The following is a 16,830-nucleotide window of genomic DNA, read 5'->3' as shown; positions in this document are numbered from 1 at the left end:
TCAAGCGGCGCTCCCGGACTGCATCATGGACAGCAGCGCGGCGGTCTGCAGGTCGGTGGCGCTCCGCGCCGCGGTGCCCGCGGTCGCTGCCGTCGCTGCCGTCGCGGCGGACGGCTGTGCGGGGACGATGCGGCGGATGGTCGCGATGTCGGCGTCGGAGTACCAGTTGTCGACGATCCGGACGTCCTTGCCGGGGCGCGGCGCGTGCAGCACCTTCCCGTCGCCGACGTAGATGACGACGTGCTGCTCGCCCTTCGGCACGATGAGGTCGCCGGGCTGCGCGTCGCGCAGGGAGCCGACCTCGACGCCCATCCGTGCCTGGTCCGGCACGACCCGGGGCATCGTGACGCCGAGGTCCTTGAAGACCGTCTGCACGAGGCCCGAGCAGTCCATCCCCGACGTGGTCGTGCCGCCGAACACGTACGGCACGCCGAGGTACTTCTTCGCGTCGGCCACCACGTCGGACCCGGTGGCGCCGCTGCCGGTGGCCAGGGTGTCCTTGCCCGCGTCGACCGAGGTCGCCGGGGTCCTGGTCGCGGTGGCGGCGGCCGGACCCGCGGCGGTCGACCCGACACCCGCGCCGGCCCCGCCGTCGGTCGCGGTCGCCAGCGCGTCGGCGAAGGCGCTCGACGACGCGGCGGTGGACGACGACCCGGCGGTCGAGGACGGCGCGACGGCCGGCGTCCCCCGCAGGGAGTCGATCTGGGACCGGATCTCGGAGATCCGGGAGAGCACGGCCTCGACGCTCACCGAGCACCACCTTCCGTGCGGCGGCGTGCCGCGATCTCGTCGAGGGCGTCCTGTTCGACGCGGAGCTCCTCGGCTGCCTGCTGTTCGACGTGCTTGCCCTCGAGCTTCTCGAGGCCGACCGCAGCGCGGCGCGCGGCGGTGTACGCCTGCTGGGCGTGGTCGGCGTCGGCCTGACGGGTGCGGACGACGGCGTCGAGCTCCTCGAGCATCCCCCGGGTCGCGGCGCGGGCCGCGGCGACGGCGCTCAGGGTGGCGGCGTCCTGGATCGGCTGCGTGCCCTCGGTGTCGGCCAGGCTGCGACGGGCGGCGATCCGGGCGTCGGCGGCGTCGCGCACCCGCTCGTTCGCGGTGGCGAGCGACGCCGCGGCACGGTCCTGTTCGGCGTGCCGCAGGCGCAGGAGCCCGGCGAGTGGGAAGCGGCGGGCCATCACGCCACCCCCAGCTGCTGCACGAGGCCGCCGAGCCGCTGCCACGACGACGACGCCGTGGCCCGCTCGTCCATGCCCTGCTGCAGGAACGCGTCGATCGCGCCCTGGTGGTCCACCGCTGCGTCCACGAGGGGGTTCGTCCCGCGCTGGTAGGCGCCGACGTCGAGCAGGTCCTGGGCGGCGCGGCGCGCGGCCATGACCTTCCGGAGCGTCGTCGCGGCGGCGCGCTGCGCCGGGTCGGTGACCTTCGACGCGACGCGCGAGACCGACCCGAGGGCGTCGACCGACGGGAAGTGTCCGGTGATCGCGAGCTTGCGGTCGAGCACGACGTGCCCGTCCAGGATGCTGCGGGCCGCGTCCGCGATCGGTTCGTTGTGGTCGTCGCCGTCGACGAGCACCGTGTACATGCCCGTGATGCTGCCGACCCGGTCCGTCCCGGCGCGTTCGAGCAGCCCGGCGAGCACCGAGAAGGTCGACGGCGGGTAGCCCCGGGTCGCCGGCGGCTCCCCCACCGACAGGCCGATCTCGCGCTGCGCCATCGCGACGCGGGTGAGCGAGTCCATCATGAGCACGACGTCCTGGCCGGCGTCGCGGAACGACTCGGCGATCCGGGTCGCGACGAACGCGGCGCGCAGGCGCATGAGGGCGGGCTCGTCCGAGGTCGAGACGACGACGATCGAGCGGGCGAGCCCCTCGGCGCCGAGGTCGTCCTCGAGGAACTCACGGACCTCGCGACCGCGCTCGCCGACGAGTGCGATGACGTTGACGGCCGCGTCGCTCCCGCGCGCGATCATCGACAGCAGCGACGACTTGCCGACGCCGGAGCCGGCGAACAAGCCCATGCGCTGTCCGCGACCGACCGTGGTCAGGGTGTCGAGCACGCGCACGCCGAGCTGCATCGGGGTGTCGATGCGGGTGCGGGCCATCGCGTCCGGGGTGGCGTGGTCGAGCGGCACGAGCGCGACCGGCCCGCCGTCCGGAGCCGTCAGCGGCCCGCGGCCGTCGATCGGTCGGCCGAGGCCGTCGAGCACCCGGCCGAACAGTCCGGCGCCGGTCGGCACGAGCACGGGGCGGCCGGTCGGGCGCGCCGGGGTGCCGGTGGTGACGCCGGTCAGGCGGCCGAGGGGCATGCAGCGCACGCCCGAACCGTCGGTGGCGACGACCTCGACGGCGGTCTGCTCGCCGTCCTCGGGCCCGACGAGGACGACCTCGCCGACGGAGGCCTCGAGGCCCGCGACGGTCAGGCCGAGGCCGACGGCGCTCGTCACGACGCCGACCCGCTGCGGGACGGCGAGGCGGAGGGCGTCGTCGAGGCCGCGGGGACGGAGCAGGGTCGCGGTCACCGGTCGCCCTCCAGCGCGGTGCGGGCGCGGTCGAGCGCCGTCGCGATCCGTGCGTCGAGCAGTCCGTCCGGCAGGTCGACGACGGCGTCGCCGTCGTGCAGCGCCGGGTCGGCGACGACCGGGACCGGCAGGTCGAGGTCGGCCACGCGGGCCGCGTCGCCGACGCTCAGCCGGACCGCCACGGCGACCGTGCGGTCGACGGACGCGAGCGCCCGCTCGACGGTGGCGTGCGCGCCGGCGGCGATCTCCGCCTCCTCGCCGGCCCCCGTCGTGTCGGCGGGCCGGGAGGCACGGATCGCGTACCCGACGACGGCCTCGGCCAGGTCGAGGGCCGCGCTGGCGACGGACGCCTCGGCGTCGTCGAGGACGGGCGCGACGCGGGACAGCAGCGCGGTCGCCGCGGCGTCGAGGACGGCGACGCGGCGGGCGGTGTCCGCCTGCAGCGCGGCGACCCGGGCGGTGTGCTCGGCCTCGAGCCGGGCGCGCAGCGCGTCGGTCTCGGCCTGCGCGGCGCGCAGCCCGGCGGTGTAGCCGGCGGCGTGCCCGCGCACGTCCGCACTCGTGGCGCGTTCGCGGCCGGCCGGGTCCCCGATCACGGGGAAGGCGACGCGCTGCACGGTCGTGGTGTCAGTCAACGAGCTCGTCCTCCTCGGCGCGGTGCACGGTCACGACGCCCTGGGCCTCGAGCTCGCGCACGGAGCGGACGACCTCGGCGCGTGCTTCCTCGACCTGCGAGACACGCACCGGCCCCATGGCCTGCAGCTCGTCGTCGAGGAGCGAGCGGTTGCGTTCGGAGACGTTCGCGCGGATGGTCTCGACGACCGGGCCGGCGGCGCCCTTCATCGCGGTGGCGAGGAGCTTCGAGTCGATGCCGCGCAGGACCTGCTGGATGTCGCGGGCCTCGAGCTTGACGATGTCCTCGAAGGTGAGCATGCGCGAGCGGATGTCCTCGGCGAGCTCCGGGTCGCGGGCCTCGAGCCCGTCGAGCACGGCCTTCTCGGTGGCGACGTCGGAGCGGTTGATGATGTCGACGAGCGGCGCGATGCCCCCGACGACCTCGACGCTCTCGCGCGGCGACACGACGGCGCCGGCGCGCTGCCGGAGGACCCCGGCGACGATGCCGACCGCCTCCGGGGTGGCGCTGCCCATGGTCGCGAACGCCTGCGCGACGTCGGTCCGGACCCGGTCGTCGACGCCGGCGAGCACGGCGCTGGCCTGTCCGGGCGCGAGGTGCGCCAGGACGAGGGCGATGGTCTGCGGCAGCTCGCCCTCGAGCAGGCTGATGACCTGGCCGGGCTCGGCGTCGTCGAGGAAGTCGAACGACTGGCCGGCCAGGTTCGAGGCGAGCCGGTCCATGACGCCCGCGGCGCGCTCGGCGCCGAAGGACGCCTCGAGCAGGCCGAGCGCCGTGTCCTTGCCGCCGCGCTTCTGCAGCCGCCCGCTCGTCGTGAGCCGGTGGAACTCGGACATCGTCTGGTCGACGACGCTGTCGTCGACGCGGCGCATCCGGACGATCTCGGCCGAGATCTCCTCGGCCTCGAGCTCGGTGAACTGCTTCATCACCTCGGCGGCGCGGTCGGTCTCCATCTGCATGAGGATGAGGGCGACCTTCTGGGCGCCGGAGAGCGTGCGCTCGGCCTGCGGGCCGGAGCCGCCGCCGATCGGGACGAGGCTCACACGCCCGCCCGGTCGTCGAGGAGCCCGCGGAGGAGCTCGGCCGTGCGCTTCGGGTCGCGCTCGGCGAGGGCGGAGATGTCCTGCCGGCGGCGCTCGGCGGTGATGTCCTCGGTGCGGAGCACCTCGGTCGGGGCGTCGCCTGCCGGCATCGCCGAGAGGACGGCCGTCGGGGCGTCCCCGGCACCGAGCGTCGCGAGGTCCGGCGCACCGTCGACCGCCAGGGGCAGCTGGAAGGTGTCGCCGGCGAAGGCGTCGAGCTCGCCGAGGTCGACGGCCTCGCGCTCCTGCTTGCGGCTGCGGCGGGCGAGCACCACGCCGAGAGCGATGACCGCGAGGATGACACCGATGACGATCGCCGCCGTGCGGATGGTCGACCAGAGGGCCTCCTGCTGGTCGGCCTGCTGCTGCGCCTCGAGCGCCTTGGCGGCCTCGTCCTTCGCGCTGGTGTCGAAGTCCATCATCGCGACCTTCACCTGGTCGCCCCGGGCGGGGTCGACGCCGGCGGCGGCGGCCACCATGTCGTTGATGCTCTGCAGGTTCGCGTTCTGCACGGCGTCGGCCTTCGCGTTGAGCGCGACCGAGATGGTCTGCCGGCTGAGCGCGCCCGCCGGGATCTGCGTGGTCTCGGTGGTGTGGTCGACGGCGTTGTTCTTCGTCGCCGAGTCGTTCTTGTAGCCGTCGTCGCCGGTGCCGTCGGCGCCGTCGCCGTTCGGGACGGCGATGTTGTCCGGTCCGAGCACGCCCGTCGCCCCGCGGCCGGCGCCGGACCCGGCGCCGTACTCCTCGGTCGAGCTCGACTCGTTGAGCGCGACCGGACCCGAGGTCGGCGTCGCGTAGCTCTCCGACGTGCGGGTGCCGGACTCCTGGTTCATCGTCGCGGACACGACGACGCTGGCGTTCCCGACGCCGAGCGTGGTGTCGAGCTGGTCCTGGATCTTCTTGCTCGTCGCGGCGTCGTAGTCGGCGGCCCGGTCGGCGCCGCTGCCGGTCGCGCCGGTGCCGACGGCGGAGAGCGTCTGGCCCTTCGCGTCGACGACCGAGACGTCGGTGGGCTGCATGCCCTCGACCGCGGCGCTCGTCAGGTGCACGATGGCCTGCACCTGGTCGCTCGTCAGCTGCGTGCCGTTCTCCGGCGCGATGAACACCGACGCCGTCGGGTCCTTCTCCTCGGACACGAACACGGACTTCTCCGGGATCGCGAGCTGCACGGTCGCGGTCTGCACGCCGTCCATCGCACCGATGGTCTTGGCGAGTTCGCCCTCGATCGCGCGCTTGTACGTGACGTCCTGCTGGAACTCCGAGCTCGTCACGCCCATCTGGTCGAGCAGCGAGTACCCGCCCTCGTTCGACGACGGCAGGCCGTTCGACGCGGCCTTGAGGCGCTCCGAGTACACCTGCGCCTGCGGCACGAGGATCGTGGCCCCGCCGTCGGTGAGCTGGAACGGCACACCGTCGGTCTGCAGCTGGTCCGTGATCGAGCTGGCGTCGGCGGCGGCGAGTCCGGTGAACAGCGGCGCGTAGGACGCCTTGCCGAGCCACGACGCCAGGGCGATCCCGCCGAGCACGAGGGCCGCGACGACGAGGATCGCGATGGTGCGCTGCGCGGCGGAGAAGCCCTTGACGTAGGCGCCGAGGCGCGCGAGCACGTTCTTGACGGCGACGGGCATCAGGCCTGCATCCTCATGATCTCGTTGAACGCGTCCACACCCTTGTTGCGGACGGCGGCGACGAGCTCGAGCGTGACCTGCGCGCGGGTGGCGGCGATGGTCGCGTCGTGGATGTCGTCGAGGTTGCCGGTGACGGCCTTGAGCGCCAGCGTCTTCGAGTCGGACTGCAGCGCCTGCAGCCCGTCGACGGCGCCGGTCAGGCTCGCGGCGAAGCCGCTGCCGCCGGTGCCGGTCGCGCCGGCCGCGCCGGTCGTCGTGCTGTCGCTCGACGTGCCGGAGACGCTGGTCAGGGCGTTCGTCATCGCGTTGGTGGTCACACCGTTCACGGCGTCGATGGGCATCAGTTCTTCCCGATCTGCAGGGCCGCCTCGTAGGCGGTCTTCGCACGGTCGACCACGGCGGCGTTCGCCTGGTAGCCGCGCTGGGCCATGATGAGGTCCGCCATCTGCGTGCCGAGGTCGATGTCCGGCATGCGGACGTAGCCCTCGTCGTTCGCGAGCGGGTTGTCCGGGTCGTAGGTCACCCGGCCGGCGGCGCTGCCGAACGCGGCGCCCTTCACGTACGCGCCGGAGACGCCGTTGCCCTCCTGGACCTCGACGTAGCGGGCCTGGAATGCGGTGTCGTCCATCGACTTCACCGTGTTGGCGTTGGCGATGTTGTCGGAGATCGCGTCGAGCCACTTCCGGTGCACGGTCAGACCGGTGCTCGCGATGCCGATCGCGTCGAAGGTCGTCACGAGTTCGTCCGCATCGCCGCACGCAGGGCCGTGGCCTCGCCACCGACCGCCTGCGTCGCGAACTGGTACCGCAGCACCGTGTCGACGTTCGACAACGTCTCCTCGTCGAGGTCGACGTTGTTGCCGTTCGTGTTCGTCGGCTCGAGGCTCCGCGTGGTGGTCGGGGCGACGTGGCCGTCACCGTCGACGATCGACTGCGCCAGGGTGTCCTCGAACCGGACCTTCTCGGCGTGGTACCCGGGGGTGTTGATGTTCGCGATGTTGTTCGCGATCACGCGCTGGCGCATCGACAGGCCGTCGAGTGCGCTCTGCAGCGCGACGCTCGTCACGGAATCGAACACAGGAGTGGTCCCCTCGTCATGGCGGGTCGCGGGAGTGGTGCGACGTCGCCGTGCGGTGGTGGCCGATCCGTGGCCGAACTGGTGAGCGATCCGTGCTCGGAGGGCGCTATCGGAGCCCGTCGAGTGCCGCGTTAGGCGTCGCCCCGAACGGGGGTGGGGGTGGGTGCAGGTGCGGGTCGGGTGGTGTGCGGTCGGGGCTGCGCGGGTCGGGGCTGCGCGGCCGCGGTCGCTGTGGTGCGACGAGATCGCTGTCGCACGACGTCGGTCTTGTCGCACCCGTCCGACGGGGATCGGCCGCGCGCTGTCGCACGACGAGGTCGCTGTCGGACGACGTCGACGATGTCGCGGTCATGCAGCCGTTGGCCGTGTGAACGCCGCCGTACGCCGTACGCCGTGCGCCGTGCGCCGTGCCGAGTCGCACACGTCCGGCGGGCGTCGGCCGCGCGCTGTCGCACGACGAGGTCGCTGTCGGACGACGTCGACGATGTCGCGGTCGTACCGCCGTGGGGCCCGTGCACGCCGCCGTACGCCGTGCGCCGAGCTGTGACGCGGGCCGTTCGTCGATGCGGGCCGTCCGCTGTCGTCCGACGAGGTCGCTGTCCGACGACGTCGACGTCGTCGCACTGCCGGTTGCTGTGCCGAGCGCGGGATGCCGGACGTCGCCGGACGAGCGCTGTCCGACGACGAGGTCGCTGTCGCACGACCTCGACCGTGTCGCGGCGGAGCGGTCAGGCCGAGGCGTCGAGGTACACGGAACCGCGGGGCTCCCGCGTCGCGTCGACGGCGCGGAGCGCACCGAGGTGCTCGAGCGTCGCCCGACGGTCGGCCTCGAGCACGGCCAGGCGGTCGCGCTGCGCCGCGAGCAGTCGGGAGGCCCGCCCCACCAGATCACGCGGGATCGGTCCCAGACCGGTCGGCTCCGACCAGTCGGTCACGGCCGTCGGGCCGGCCACCGGGCCAGCCGTCTGCCCGGCCGCGTCCTGCTCCAAGGAGGTGAGCAGGGCCTCCCATGCGGCGCGGTCGGTGACGAGGTCAGGCGACACCGAGCGCCCCGCCGGTCGCCTGCGGTGCTGCGGTGGCCGGCAGCGAGGCGGCGGCCTCGTGCCAGGACTGCCGGAGCGGCTCGAGGATGCGGATGCAGTCGCGCGTGGCCTGCACGTCGCGGTGCACGTTCGCGGTGATGAGCGAGGTCGAGGCGTAGTTGTAGATCGCCAGCAGGCCCTCGCCGCCGTCCCACACGTCGATGCGCAGGGTCGAGGACAGCTCGCCGACGATGGCCTGGGCGTGCAGGAGCTGCTCGCGGGCGGCCTCCCAGTCGGCGGTGGTCTGGGCGGCTTCGGCGCGGTGCAGGTCGAGCAGCAGCCGGTCGTACAGCATCGTGACGAGCTGGGCCGGCGTCGCGGAGAGCACGGCCTCGTTCGTGTACTGGGCGCGGCGCTGGTCGGTCACCGAGCGGGGCTGGGCGGCCTGGCGGAACGCGGCTGCCTGGAGGTCGAAGGTCATGGTGTTCCCGTCAGCTCGACGTCGACGCCAGCTGGCTGGTGAGCCAGCTGGACTGGGACTGGAGTTTGCTGAGGCTCGTCTCGAGGGCCGAGTACTGCGCCTGCAGGGTCGCCCGACGGCGGGTCAAGCGGTCGGACCAGGTGTCGATCTGGGTGTTGAGGTCCTTCGCGATCGACTGCTGGCCGGTGATCGAGGTCGTGATCGACCCGTTGTACTTGTCGGACGCGGCGGTCGCGGCGGCGCCGACGTTCGCGGCCACCCCGGAGAGCACCGCCTGGGTGCCCTGCGGGTCGGTGGTCAGGGCCTTCTGGAAGGCGTCCGGATCGAACGTGAAGGTGCCGTCCTTCTGGATGACGATCCCGATGGACGACGGCGACTTCCCGCCGATCGGCGCCGACATGGTGCTCGTGAGACGCTGCACGACGTCGCGGGTCGTCGCGTCGCCGGTGAGCACCCCGGCCTTCGTGGTCGTCGTGCCGGTGGTCGCACTCGTCGTGCTCGTCACGGCGGTGTTCGTGCCGTAGTAGCTCGTGATCGCGTTGAGCGCGTCGACGAGACCGGAGGCCACGGCCTGCGCCTTCGTCGTGTCCTGCGCGACCGTGATCGTCACCGGGTCCGTCGACGGCTTCGTCACCGTGACGTCGACGCCGGGGAGCAGTCCGGTGAAGGTGTTCGTGGCGCTCGTGACGGTCTGCGCCGCCGCGGTGCCGGCCCAGAGCGTCACGCTCGCGTCGCGGGCCGACGTGACGACAGCGGCCCCGGGCTGCGCGAACACGTCCGTCGCGGTGCCGGCGGTGACGTCCGCGCCGCTGCCGCGGTACAGCGAGAATGCGCCGGCAGCACCCGTCGACGTCGACGTGAGCTGCAGGCGGTAGAGCTTGGTGCCGTCGGCGTCGGTGCCGGCCGACACCTTGGTCGCGGTCACCCCCGCGGCGGCTGCGTTGACGGCCGAGACCGCGTCGTCGAGCGACCCGGAGGCGGGCGTGACGGTGGTCTGCTTGCCGCCGGCGCCGACGATCGCGATCGGCTCGGCGGCGGACGACCAGGTCGCCATCGCTGCGGTCACCCCGACCTGAGCGGCGGCGGTCGTGCCGACGGTGAAGTCGATCGAGCCCTTCGCCGCGGTGGGTCCCGCGACGACACTGACCGTCGGCGTCGAGCTCGTCGCGGTGAAGACGTCGAGCGAGCTCGTCTTCTGGGCCGCGGTGGCTCTGGTCGCCAGGGTCTGCACGAGCGAGTTGATCGTCTGCAGCGACGAGATGAACGAGTTCGTGCTCGCGAGCTTCGACTTCAGCAGCGTCTGCGGGACGGCCTCGACGCTCATCAGCGAGTTGATGAGGTCGGTGGTCTTCAGCCCGCTGACGAGGCCGTCGATGGCCAGGCTGTTCGCCGAGGAGACGGACGACATCGATGGCTCCTGCCGGTGTGCGGTGGGGGTCGGATGCGGACGACGCCGCCCACCGGGGAACCCGAACGGTCCCGGTGAGCGGCGTCAGGGGTGCTAGCGCAGGAGCGAGAGCACGCCCTGCGTGCTCTGGTTCGCCTGTGCGAGCATCGAGGTGCCGGCCTGGCTCAGGATGTTGTCGCGCGTGTACTTGACCATCTCCTGCGCCATGTCGACGTCGGTGATGCGCGAACCGGCAGCGGTGAGGTTCTCCTTGGCCACGTTCGTCACGTTGATGGCGTGGTCGAAGCGGTTCTGGACCGCACCGAGGTTCGAACGAGCCTCCGAGACGGACTTGATCTGCTTGTCGATCTCGGTGATCGCCAGCTGGGCGTTGGCGGCCGAGTCGAACTTGATCTTGCCCGCCTCGTCGACGGTGCCGTCCTCGGCGTAGGTGTTCGTCGTGAGTGCCGACGCGATGGTCGTGACGTTGGCACCCGCCAGGTCCACCGTGATCTGGCTCTGCGCGTCGCCGTTCGCACCGACCTGGAAGCGGAGCTTCCCGTCGGCGTCGGAGCCGGCCTTGCCGTCGAGCAGCTTGATCCCGTTGAAGTTGGTCGAGTCCGCGATGCGGCCGAGCTCCTTCTGGAGCTGGCCGACCTCGGTCTCGATCGCCTTGCGCGAGTCCTCGTTGTTCGAGTCGTTGCCGGCCTGGACGGCCAGGTCGCGCATGCGCTGGAGGATCGAGTGGGTCTCGGTGAGGCCACCTTCAGCGGTCTGCACGACGGAGATGCCGTCCTGCGCGTTGCGGGCGGCGACCGTGAGGCCACCGACCTGGGACTTCAGCCCCTCGGAGATCGACAGACCGGCAGCGTCGTCGGCAGCACGGTTGATGCGGAGACCGGTCGAGAGCTTCTCGAGGGACTTCGACAGGTCGTTCTGCGTCGCGTTGAGGTTCCGGTACGTGTTGAGTGCCGAGAGGTTGGTGTTGATGGACATACCCATGGTGTGTTCCTCCGTGAATCTGGGTCGTGCGTCTGCCCGTCCGTGGGCTGACATGGATGACTCTCGACCGGGTGCCGGGAGTCGTTAGGGGATCGGCGGGATTTCTTCCTGCCGACGTCTCAGCTCGCCGCCACGGCCGGCCCGGACGCCGCGTCGTGCACGGCCCGGGCCACCCCTGCGGCGGCGTTCGTCGCGACGCGTGCCAAGTAGGCGCTGCGCCGGGCCGCGGTGGTCCGCGACGCGTGCTCCGGGGCCGGGCCACCGTCGCCGTAGTGCGCGGAGAGTCCGTCGCGGAGCAGCCGCATCGCCTCGGAGCGCTGCTGCGAGACGGCCGAGTGCGTGATGCCGAGCTCGGTCGCGACGTCGGTGACGGTCCGGTCGCCGAAGTAGACGGCCTCGACGATGAAGCGCATCCGCTCGGGCAGCGCCTGCACGGCGGCGACGAGGTAGCGGCGCTTCTCGGTCTCGAGCAGGTCGTCGCCGGGCAGCGGGAGCTCGGCGGCCACGAGGTCGTGGACGGTCTCGTCGAGCGGGGCGACGGTGCGCGCGGCATCGCTCATCGCGTCGGCGGCTGCCTGCCGGTCGACGCCCATCGCGTCGGCGATCTCCTGCACGCCCACGCTCCGGCCGAGCCGTGCGGACAGGGCCTCCTGCGTGGCGAGCGTCTCGCGGATCCGCTTCCGGGTGCCGCGGGACGCCCAGTCAGCGGAGCGCATGTCGTCGGCGATCGCGCCGGTGACCCGGGTGCGGGCGTACGCGCCGAAGGGCACGCCGAGCGTGGGGTCGAACGCGTCCGCAGCGGCGACGAGGGCGAGGGAACCGACGGCGGCGAGGTCGTCGCGGTCCAGGTGCGTGGCACGGGAGCGGACGTCGGCGACGATGTAGCCGACGAGCGGCAGGTGCTCCACGATCATCGCGTTGCGTTCGGTGCGGTCCATGCTGTCCCTCGATCGAGCTGCTGAGTTCGACCCGTCCCTGGGCGCGACGGACGCCGGCCTCGGATGGCCGGTGCGTACGCCGAAGAACCCCCCGGATCCGTCCGGGTGGTACACGCCGCGCTCGGGACACGCGGTGCGGGGTGTCCCCCGCGGTGCGTTTCTGAATGTATCGGGTGGACGCGCGCCGCACAGGTCCCGCACCGTCCCCAGTGCGGGGGTCCGGGGCCCCTCGAGCGGTCGGCATTTGGGAGGACATCGGGTGGAGAACCGACGTTCTTGTCCCCCGTCGTGGTCGCACCGGTACCCCGTGACGACGGTGTCGGGGTGTACTCCGGCGGCCCGCGCTTACGGTCGGCCCACGGGCGTCGATAGGTCGTGGTGTCCGCAGGATGACGGACCGGGGAACGACCCCGGACCGACCTGCGGCCCACGACGAGACCCGCACCCTGGGAGGAGCTGATGACCGTGAACGACCTGTCCGCCGTGCTCTGGCGCGAACGCGAACTGCTCGAGCTGCTCACCTTCAAGCTCGAGGAGGAGCAGCTGCTGCTCTCCGCCGGGCGGTCCCGTTGGGTGTCGCACGCCAGCCGCGAGGTCGAGCAGGTCCTCGACCGTCTGCGCAGCACCGGGCTCGAGCGCGCCGCGTCGAGCGCCGAGGTGGCCGAGGAGTGGGGCGTCCCCGCCGACGCTCCCCTGCGCGAGGTCGTCGCCGCCGCACCGAGCGGCCCGTGGGGCGAGATCCTCGCCGCGCACCTCGCCGCGATGGTCGAGCTGACGACGCAGATCGCGGCCCTCCGCGACGAGAACGACCGGTTCCTGCGCACCGCCGCCCAGGCCACCGAGGAGACCCTCGCCGGGACCGTGACGGGTGCAGCCACGTACGATGCGAGCGGCTCGTCGGGCTCCGGCACCGACGGCGCCCGCCTGTTCGAGGGGACCCTGTAGCACCGTGGTCAGCACCTTCGGATCCCTCGCCACCGCGTACTCCGGCCTCGCAGCCGCCCGCGCCGGACTCGACGTCACCGGGCAGAACATCGCGAACGCCGGCACCGCCGGGTACACGCGACAGCGCATCACCCAGACCTCGGTCCCGGCGCCGCAGACCGGCTTCGTGCGCGGCACCGCCGCCCTCGCCGGACAGGGCGTGTCCGTCGACGGCATCGCCCGGCTCGCCTCGCTCACCCTCGACGCCGGCGTCCGCGTCGCCGCCGGCTCGTCGGCCTACGCCGGGGCCCGCGCGAGCGCCCTGAGCGCCCTGGAGACCGGCCTGCACGAACCCGGCTCGGACGGGCTGAGCGCGAAGCTCGACCTGTTCTGGTCGTCGTGGGGGCAGCTCGCGAGCCACCCGGACGACCCTGGAGCCGCCAGCACCGTGCTCGCCGCCGCCGCGACGGTCGCCTCGGTGCTCGCGACCGGGTCGAAGGCCGTCGACGCCCAGTGGTCCTCGGTCCGCGGGACCGTGACCGGACAGGTCGCGCAGCTCAACGACGCCGCGAAGCAGGTCGCCGACCTGAACGGACGCATCCGCACCGCCGTCGCGTCCGGGGGCTCGGCGAACGAGCTCATGAACCAGCGCGACCAGCTCACCGAGCAGATCGCCACGCTCGCCGGCGGGACCACCCGCACGAACGCCGACGGCACCGTCGACGTGCTCCTCGGCGGCAACCCGCTCGTGCAGGGCACCGACGCCCGTGCGGTGGCGCTCGGCGGTGGGACGCGGCTCGCCGACGGCGCCGCCGTGACCCTGTCCTGGACATCCGGCTCCGGCGGCGCGGTCGCGCTGTCCGGCGGCTCGATCGGCGGCGCCCTCGCCGTCCTCGCGCCGACGTCCGGCACCGGCACCGGCGGTGCACTCGCCGAGGCCTCGGCCGCCTACGACGCCGTCGCGACGCAGCTCGCCACCGCGGTGAACGCCGTGCACGCCACCGGCACCACTCCGGACGGCGCGACCGGCGCCCCGTTCTTCGCGATCACCGCCGGGGTGCCCGCCGCGCAGGGCCTCACCGTCGTGCCGACCGACGCCGGCGGCCTGGCGACGCGGAACGCAGCGGGGCAGCTCGACGACTCGTTCGCCGACGCGCTCTCGCGACTCGGGGCGGCGTCGGACGGCGCCGACCGCACCTGGGCGACGTTCGTGGCGGGGGTGGGCACCGCCTCCCGGTCGGCCGCGACGGAGTCGACGCTCACCGGGCTCGCCCTGACCAACGCACGCGCGCAGCAGCAGTCGAGCGCCGGCGTCGACCTCGACGAGGAGAACGTGGCCCTGCTGACCTACCAGCACGCCTACCAGGGCGCGGCACGTGTCCTGACGGCCGTCGACGAGATGCTCGACACCATCATCAACCGCACCGGACTCGTCGGGAGGGCGTGATCGTGATCACCCGGGTGACCACCCAGATGTCGATGGCCGCGGCCGCGGACCGGCTGCAGGCCGGTGCCGCACGCGTCGCGCAGCTCACCGAGCAGGCGACGACGCTGCAGGCGATCCAGAAGCCGTCGGACGACCCGAGCGGCACCGCGTCGGCGATGCAGGTCCGCAAGGAACAGGCCGCCACCGCGCAGTACACGCGGAACGCCGACGACGCCGTCGGGTGGCTCGCGCAGACCGACAGCGCCCTGTCGAGCGTCTACTCGACGCTCAACCGCGTGCGGGACCTGACCGTGCAGGCCGCCAACTCCGGCACCATGAGCGAGACCGACCGCGACGCGTTCGTCACGCAGTTCCGGTCCCTGCGCGCCGACCTCGAGGCCCGCGCGAACACCACCTACGGCACCCGCTCGGTCTTCGCCGGGTCGTCGACCGGAGCGTCCGCGTACGACCCCGCGACGGGGTGGGCGGCGTCGGGCACCGCCGTCTCGCGACGTGTCGGGGACGGCAGCACCGTGCGCGTCGACACCTCCGGCGAAGCCGTCTTCGGCACCGGTGCGACGTCCGTGTTCGGGATGATCGACTCCATCGTCAGCGACCTGCAGAACGGGACCAACGTGAACCCGCGCATCAACGACGTCGACGCCGCGCTGAGCAGCGTGCGCGGCGCCCAGGCCGACGTCGGCGTCCGACACGCCACCGCCCTCGCCGCCCAGGACTCGCTGAAGACCGCGACCGTCGCCCTCGAGGGACGCCGCTCCGGCATCGAGGACGTCGACCTCGCCAAGGCCGTGCTCGACCTGCAGGTGCAGCAGACCAACTACCAGGCAGCCCTCGCCGTCACCGCGAAGGTCCTGCAGCCGACCCTGATGGACTACCTCCGATGAGCATCCCCCTGACCTTCGCCGTCCCGCCGTTCGGCCTGGCCCCTGCCGACGTCTTCACCCTGACCCCGGTGGACGGTGCCGAGGGCCTGTTCACGCTGGTCGGGGACTCCTCGCGCTTGTTCGTGCTCGACGCCGCGGTGCACCTGCCGTCCTACGCGCCGGAGCTCACCGACGAACAGGCCGCGGGGCTCTCGCTGACCGATCCCGCCGACGCCATGCTGCTCGTCGTGGCGAACCCCGGCGGCGCGCACTCGACGGGCACCACCGTGAACCTGCTCGCACCGATCGTCGTGAACGCCCGCACGGGCGCCGGCGCCCAGGTCATCCTGGAGGACAGCGACCTGCCGCTGCGGGCGGAGCTGGCGCGGGCGTAGGGGCTGGCGCGGGCGGGGCGGCGGCGGGCAGCTCGGTTCGCACCGACTTTCCGACGATCCGCGCGTCGATCGTCACGTGATCGGTCGCAACATGCACATGCATCAGATGCACGCGCATCGAGCGACGGAACACGCGACGATCACCTCGTGTCCTGTCGACTGATGCCCGTGCATCGGACGGCGCCGGCGATCCGGAGAGGCGACGATCGGCGCCGAGCAGGAGCGGCAGCGGCAGGCGGCAGCGGCGGGCGACAGCGGTCAGCACGCGCTTTGCGACGATGCGCTCGTCGATCGTCACGTGCTAGGTCGCAACATGCACACGCATCAGATGCACGCGCATCGGGCGACTGACCACGCGACGATCACCTGGTGTCCTGTCGACTGATGCACCTGCATCGGGTGCCCCCACTCCTGCACACCCCTGCTGGTCGGCGTGACTCTCCACAGAGCGGCGCCGAGCCACCCCGAGCGGAGCCCGTTCGGCGACGCTGGCGCAGTGACAAGCGCCATCGACATCGAACTGATCCGGACCACCGGCCTGCCGCCCTCGGAACGACGGGCGCTCGAACGTGACGTCCGACGCGGGGTCCTGGAGCGCATCCGGCCCGGCGTGCTCGTCCGACCGGGCGCGCTCACGGGGCTGCACCCCGCCGAACGGCACCACCTCCTGGTGCGTGCGGCAGCTCATCGACTCCGACCGGGCGACGTGGTGTCGCACCAGTCTGCAGCGGCCGTGCTCGGCTACCCGATGCTCGGTGCTCCCCCGCCGAAGGTGCACGTCCTCGACGCGACCACGTCGCACACGCGGGTGTCAGGCTGGTTCGTCCGCCACGGCGTGCTCGCGAGGCCGCCGTCGGCGGCGCTCGACGTGGCGGGTGTGCTCGTCACGACCGCACCACGCACCGCGGTCGACGTCGCAGCGACCCGGCCGCTCGCGGTCGCCCTGCCGGTCGTCGACCACGTCCTCGCAAACCGGAAGACGACTGCCGCTGCCCTGGACGGAGAAGTCGCCACACTGACCGCTGCCCGGACCAAGGCAGCGACAGCGGTCGGCATGGGATCGGCCCTGTCCGGATCACCGGCCGAGTCGCTGTTCCGCGTGCGGTGCCGGGAACTCGCAGCGCCGGAGTACGTCCAACAGCACCCGTTCCGGCGCCCGGGCACGCAGAGCGCGATCGTCGACTTCTGGTTCCCGGCACAGGGCGTCGTCGTCGAGATCGACGGCCGCGCGAAGTACGAGGACCCCGCGATGCTCGCCGGTCGCTCCGTGGAGGACGCGCACTGGCAGGAGAAACGCCGTGAGGACTTCGTCCGCTCCTTCCCCGAGGTCCGGACGGTCGTCCGGCTCTCCTTCGCGGACGTGTCGTCGGCCGACCGGGTCCGGACGGCGCTGCGGCGAGCGGAGGTGCCGTGCCGATGACGGACGCGC

The 16,830-nt window shown here is 72.8% G+C and carries 19 protein-coding genes; 5 read left to right on the top strand and 14 right to left on the bottom strand.

What is annotated here, in order from left to right; translation table 11 throughout:
• The 14 genes from DEI99_RS08410 to DEI99_RS08345 form a co-directional block, all read right to left on the bottom strand.
• Positions 1–750, bottom strand: a complete 750-nt coding sequence (locus DEI99_RS08410; RefSeq protein ID WP_111042455.1) for a C40 family peptidase — start codon at positions 748–750, stop codon at positions 1–3.
• Positions 747–1,178 (bottom strand): flagellar FliJ family protein, encoded by a 432-nt coding sequence (locus tag DEI99_RS08405; protein WP_111042456.1) that lies wholly within the window; start codon positions 1,176–1,178, stop codon positions 747–749. The genes DEI99_RS08410 and DEI99_RS08405 overlap by 4 nt, the downstream gene beginning before the upstream one ends.
• Positions 1,178–2,521, bottom strand: coding sequence for a FliI/YscN family ATPase (locus DEI99_RS08400; RefSeq protein WP_111042457.1), 1,344 nt, complete (start codon positions 2,519–2,521; stop codon positions 1,178–1,180). Before DEI99_RS08400 ends, DEI99_RS08405 begins: the two co-directional genes overlap by 1 nt.
• Entirely contained in the window at positions 2,518–3,156 is a 639-nt protein-coding gene (locus tag DEI99_RS08395; RefSeq protein ID WP_146247159.1) for a FliH/SctL family protein, read from the bottom strand. The genes DEI99_RS08400 and DEI99_RS08395 overlap by 4 nt, the downstream gene beginning before the upstream one ends.
• Complete coding sequence (fliG, locus tag DEI99_RS08390) at positions 3,149–4,198, bottom strand: flagellar motor switch protein FliG (protein WP_111042459.1); 1,050 nt, start codon at positions 4,196–4,198, stop codon at positions 3,149–3,151. Before fliG ends, DEI99_RS08395 begins: the two co-directional genes overlap by 8 nt.
• Entirely contained in the window at positions 4,195–5,865 is a 1,671-nt protein-coding gene (gene fliF / locus DEI99_RS08385; protein ID WP_111042460.1) for a flagellar basal-body MS-ring/collar protein FliF, read from the bottom strand. Before fliF ends, fliG begins: the two co-directional genes overlap by 4 nt.
• Positions 5,865–6,206 (bottom strand): flagellar hook-basal body complex protein FliE, encoded by a 342-nt coding sequence (gene fliE / locus DEI99_RS08380; RefSeq protein WP_111042461.1) that lies wholly within the window; start codon positions 6,204–6,206, stop codon positions 5,865–5,867. Before fliE ends, fliF begins: the two co-directional genes overlap by 1 nt.
• Positions 6,206–6,601 carry a flagellar basal body rod protein FlgC gene (locus DEI99_RS08375; protein ID WP_071255124.1) on the bottom strand — a complete coding sequence of 132 codons (396 nt, stop codon included), beginning with the start codon at positions 6,599–6,601 and terminating at the stop codon, positions 6,206–6,208. Before DEI99_RS08375 ends, fliE begins: the two co-directional genes overlap by 1 nt.
• A complete protein-coding gene (locus DEI99_RS08370) occupies positions 6,598–6,942 on the bottom strand; it encodes a flagellar basal body rod protein FlgB (protein WP_071255122.1) in 345 nt (114 codons plus the stop codon). The genes DEI99_RS08375 and DEI99_RS08370 overlap by 4 nt, the downstream gene beginning before the upstream one ends.
• 728 nt (positions 6,943–7,670) lie before the next feature.
• Complete coding sequence (locus DEI99_RS08365) at positions 7,671–7,985, bottom strand: hypothetical protein (RefSeq protein ID WP_111041804.1); 315 nt, start codon at positions 7,983–7,985, stop codon at positions 7,671–7,673.
• Complete coding sequence (gene fliS, locus DEI99_RS08360; protein WP_083404599.1) at positions 7,975–8,445, bottom strand: flagellar export chaperone FliS; 471 nt, start codon at positions 8,443–8,445, stop codon at positions 7,975–7,977. The genes DEI99_RS08365 and fliS overlap by 11 nt, the downstream gene beginning before the upstream one ends.
• Before the next feature lie 10 nt (positions 8,446–8,455).
• The gene (fliD, locus tag DEI99_RS08355; RefSeq protein WP_111041803.1) at positions 8,456–9,853 is read right to left on the bottom strand and encodes a flagellar filament capping protein FliD; all 1,398 of its coding nucleotides are present in this window, start codon (positions 9,851–9,853) and stop codon (positions 8,456–8,458) included.
• A gap of 93 nt (positions 9,854–9,946) precedes the next feature.
• On the bottom strand, positions 9,947–10,834 hold the full coding sequence (locus tag DEI99_RS08350) for a flagellin N-terminal helical domain-containing protein (protein ID WP_284180993.1): 888 nt from the start codon (positions 10,832–10,834) through the stop codon (positions 9,947–9,949).
• Positions 10,835–10,953: 119 nt separating this feature from the next.
• Entirely contained in the window at positions 10,954–11,772 is an 819-nt protein-coding gene (locus tag DEI99_RS08345) for a sigma-70 family RNA polymerase sigma factor (protein ID WP_071255110.1), read from the bottom strand.
• Between the two features lie 459 nt (positions 11,773–12,231).
• Here DEI99_RS08345 and DEI99_RS08340 point away from each other — a divergent pair, with 459 nt between their 5' ends.
• The 5 genes from DEI99_RS08340 (at position 12,232) to DEI99_RS08320 (ending at position 16,821) form a co-directional block, all read left to right on the top strand.
• Entirely contained in the window at positions 12,232–12,717 is a 486-nt protein-coding gene (locus DEI99_RS08340; RefSeq protein WP_071297247.1) for a flagellar protein FlgN, read from the top strand.
• 4 nt (positions 12,718–12,721) lie between these two features.
• A complete protein-coding gene (gene flgK, locus DEI99_RS08335; RefSeq protein WP_181434438.1) occupies positions 12,722–14,143 on the top strand; it encodes a flagellar hook-associated protein FlgK in 1,422 nt (473 codons plus the stop codon).
• A 2-nt stretch (positions 14,144–14,145) separates the two neighbouring features.
• Positions 14,146–15,027, top strand: a complete 882-nt coding sequence (locus DEI99_RS08330) for a flagellin N-terminal helical domain-containing protein (protein WP_146247111.1) — start codon at positions 14,146–14,148, stop codon at positions 15,025–15,027.
• Positions 15,024–15,401 (top strand): flagellar assembly protein FliW, encoded by a 378-nt coding sequence (gene fliW, locus DEI99_RS08325; protein ID WP_111041799.1) that lies wholly within the window; start codon positions 15,024–15,026, stop codon positions 15,399–15,401. The genes DEI99_RS08330 and fliW overlap by 4 nt, the downstream gene beginning before the upstream one ends.
• Before the next feature lie 496 nt (positions 15,402–15,897).
• The gene (locus DEI99_RS08320; RefSeq protein ID WP_111041798.1) at positions 15,898–16,821 is read left to right on the top strand and encodes a hypothetical protein; all 924 of its coding nucleotides are present in this window, start codon (positions 15,898–15,900) and stop codon (positions 16,819–16,821) included.
• Positions 16,822–16,830: the final 9 nt, after the last annotated feature.

The sequence above is a fragment of the Curtobacterium sp. MCLR17_036 genome, assembly GCF_003234445.2.
GTDB lineage: Bacteria > Actinomycetota > Actinomycetes > Actinomycetales > Microbacteriaceae > Curtobacterium.
Note: the sequence above shows the minus strand (reverse complement) of the source record. Positions and strands in the feature narration are given on the sequence as shown.